We start from the raw sequence: 3,523 nt of genomic DNA on the forward strand, positions 1-3,523 counted from the left end.
ATCGCGGGGAGGCTGCCGGAGACGAGTGCGGGGCGGGGCCCGACCGGCTCCCGCCCCGCAGGTCGAGGCTCTACAGGTCGAAGTACAGGGCGAACTCGTAGGGGTGCGGACGCTGGCGCAGCGGAGCGATCTCGTGCTCCATCTTGTAGTCGATCCACGTGTGGACGAGGTCCTCGGTGAAGACGTCGCCCTCGGTCAGGTAGTCGTGGTCGTCCTCGAGAGCGCGCAGCGCGTCTTCGAAGGACTCGGGCACCTGGGCGATCTGGGCGTGCTCCTCCGGAGGGAGCTCGTAGAGGTCTTTGTCGATCGGATCGGCCGGCTCGACGCGGTTCTTGACGCCGTCCAGGCCCGCCATGAGCTGGGCCGCGAAGGCCAGGTACGGGTTGGCGGAGGGGTCGGGGACCCGGAACTCCAGGCGCTTGGCCTTGGGGGAGGCGCCCGTCACCGGGATCCGGATGCACGCGGAGCGGTTGCGGGCCGAGTAGACGAGGTTGACGGGAGCCTCGAATCCCGGGACGAGGCGGTGGTAGGAGTTGACCGACGGGTTCGTGAAGGCCAGAAGGGAGGGGGCGTGGGCGAGGAGGCCGCCGATGTACCAACGTGCCAGGTCGGACAGGCCGCCGTAGCCCTTCTCGTCGGCGAAGAGGGGCTTGCCGCCCTTCCACAGGGACTGGTGGCAGTGCATGCCCGAACCGTTGTCGGCGTACAGCGGCTTGGGCATGAAAGTGGCCGTCTTGCCGAACTCCCAGGCGCAGTTCTTGATGACGTACTTGAACTTCATGAGGTCGTCCGCCGCCGCCTTGAGCGTGCTGAAGGTGTAGTTGATCTCCTGCTGGCCTCCCGTGCCGACTTCGTGGTGGGCCCGTTCGACTTTCAGGCCCACGTCGGCCATGCGCACGCACATGGCGTCCCTCAGGTCGCAGTACTGGTCGTTGGGGGCCACCGGGAAGTAGCCGCCCTTCAGGCGGGTCTTGTAGCCGAGGTTGCCCCCCGGCTCCTGGCGATCGGTGTTCCACCATCCCTCGTCGGAGTCGACGGAGTAGAACGACGAGTGCACGTCGGAGTGGAAGCGGATGTCGTCGAAGACGTAGAACTCCGCTTCTGCGCCGAAGTAGACGGTGTCGGCGATGCCCGTGGAGCGCACGTAGTCCTCCGCCTTCTGCGCGATGTTGCGGGGGTCGCGGGCGTAGACCTCGTCGGTGAAGGGGTCGACGACGGAGAAGTTCATGACGAGGGTCTTCTCGGACCGGAACGGATCGACGAAGGCGGAGGCGACGTCGGGGACGAGCTTCATGTCGGACTCGTGGATCGCCTGGAACCCCCGGATGGACGAGCCGTCGAACATGAGGCCGTCGGTGAAGACGTCGTCTTTGAAGGCGTCCACCGGGATGGTGAAATGCTGCATGACGCCGGGCAGGTCGCAGAATCGGACGTCGATGAACCTGACGTCCCGATCCCGGGTGAACGCGACGGCTTCGTCGGCAGTGGAAAACATTCGTACTCCTTACCATCGTCCGCGAGTCGTCTCCCGCGGCCGACACAAGGCTACCGCCGGCGGGTTTCCCTGGAAGGTCCCTCGCGTTTCAGGCGTGTTTCGGCTTGGTGGATCACTTGCCGCGCATGGCCCGGCGATCGGGGCGCGCCTTGTAGGGGTCGATCCCCTTGGGGATGGGCAGGGACTTCTGGCTGAGGGCCTCCAGGCGGCGCGCCAGAGCGGCGACCTCCTGGCTGGTGATGCCGCGGGGGAGCCGTCTCATTGCCTTGTTGAGGTCGATCAGCCGCGTCTGGCCCTCGTCGTTACCGACGTTGATGACGTGGACCGGGGCGTTGGGCGCCACGCGCTTGATGGCCCGCCGCTCTTCGGCGACGAGGCGTTCGACCCGGGGCGTCGGCCCCTCGGTGATGAGCACGATCCCCGGCCGTCCGATGGCGCGGAAGACCATGTCCTGGCTGCGGGCGTTGAAGCGGACGGGCTCGGCCTGGACCGTCCATCCCCGTCTGATGCGGTCGAGGACGGCGGAGACGGCGCCCGGCATGCCGTCGATCTGCTTGTAGCTGGCCGTGCGGACCATGCGGGTGAGCGTGATCATGGGGAGGATGAAGGCGAAGAGGACCGCGAAGATCCCCCATGTGATCCACCGCCCCGTGGCGATGGCCGGAACGACGCCGATGGCCGCCCCCGCAGCCGCCGCGCCGAGAAGCGCCCAACGGGCCCAGGGGTAGGTGCGCTTGGCGACCCTGTAGGCTTCGCCGAGCACTTTGTACCAGCGCTGTTTCTTCGGGGCTTTCTTCGAGCCCCCGTCCTTCGCCATTTTCGTCCTTCCGCCTCGGCGCCCGAGGTGATTCTAACGGATGGCGGGGGTTTGGCCAATGCTCGGCGCTCCGTCTGCGAGCGGGTGGGGCGCCCGCCCCGCCCGCGCGGGTCAGATGCCCAGGTCCGACTCGAAGTCGCCGCCTTCCAGGCGTCCCTTCAGCTCGGAGAGGTAGCGGCCGGCGTCGGCGCCGTCCACGAGACGGTGGTCGTAGCTCAGCGCCAGGTAGACCATCGAACGCAGGCCTATGGTCTCGTTGCCGTCGGCGTCGCGCACGACCGCGGGACGCTTGACGATCGTCCCCACTCCGAGGATCGCCACCTCGGGCTGGTTGATGATCGGCGTGTCGAAGAGGGCTCCGGCCGAGCCGGTGTTCGTGACCGTGAAGGTCGAACCCGACAGCTCCTCCGGCTTGACGTCTCCGCTGCGGGTGCGGGCGGCCAGGTCGCCGATCGACTTGGCGATGCCGGTGATGTTGAGGTCCCCGGCGTCGCGGATGACGGGGACCATGAGGCCCCTGGGGGCGTCCACGGCGATGCCGACGTGCTCGTGGTCCCAGTAGTGGACGCTCTTGCCCTCGATCGAGGCGTTTATCTTGGGGTGCGACTTCAGCGCGTCGACGGCGGCCTTGACGAAGAAGGGCAGGAAGGTCAGCTTCGCGCCGGTCTTGGCCTGGAACTCCTCCTTCTTGGCGTTGCGGAGGGCGACGATCCGCGTCACGTCGGCCTCTACGACCGTCGTCAGCTGTGCCGAGGTCTGAAGGGACTGGACCATGCGCTCGGAGATCACCTGGCGCAGACGGCTGAGCTTCTGAGTGGTGCCGCGCAGTCGGGACGCCTCGGGGGACGGCGTGGACGCCGGCGCTCTGGCCGGTCCGGCCATTCCGGCCGGCGCTGGGCCTTCCGCTTTCCGCGCCTCCTCGGCTTTTCGGGCCTCCTCCGCTTGGCGCGCGGCTTCGGCCCGGCGGGCGGCTTCGTCGACGTCTTGTCGGCGGATCCTGCCGCCGACACCGGTTCCGGCGACCGAGGCGAGGTCCACGCCCAATTCCCTGGCGTACTTCCTGACGATCGGCGTGACGTAGCCACCCGGTTCGGATTCCGCGGCCGCGGGGGAGGGCGTGGACGGCGCGGCGCCGGCCTGCGGCCGCGACTGCGCACCCGGGGGGACGGCGGGCGAAGGAGCGGGGACCGCAGGCGGTCGAGCCCGGGCAG

At 68.4% G+C, this 3,523-nt stretch carries 3 protein-coding genes; all 3 read right to left on the bottom strand.

Annotation, left to right across the window (positions count from 1 at the left end):
- Window positions 1-70 precede the first annotated feature (70 nt).
- Complete coding sequence (glnA, locus tag HMPREF0043_RS08850; protein ID WP_021602709.1) at window positions 71-1,495, bottom strand: type I glutamate--ammonia ligase; 1,425 nt, start codon at window positions 1,493-1,495, stop codon at window positions 71-73.
- A gap of 112 nt (window positions 1,496-1,607) precedes the next feature.
- Window positions 1,608-2,312, bottom strand: coding sequence for a DUF4191 domain-containing protein (locus tag HMPREF0043_RS08855; RefSeq protein WP_021602710.1), 705 nt, complete (start codon window positions 2,310-2,312; stop codon window positions 1,608-1,610).
- Window positions 2,313-2,423: 111 nt separating this feature from the next.
- Window positions 2,424-3,523: 2-oxoglutarate dehydrogenase, E2 component, dihydrolipoamide succinyltransferase (sucB, locus tag HMPREF0043_RS08860; protein WP_040318236.1), on the bottom strand; the 1,100-nt coding region annotated here is incomplete at its 5' end.

The sequence above is a fragment of the Actinobaculum sp. oral taxon 183 str. F0552 genome (assembly GCF_000466165.1).
GTDB lineage: Bacteria > Actinomycetota > Actinomycetes > Actinomycetales > Actinomycetaceae > Peptidiphaga.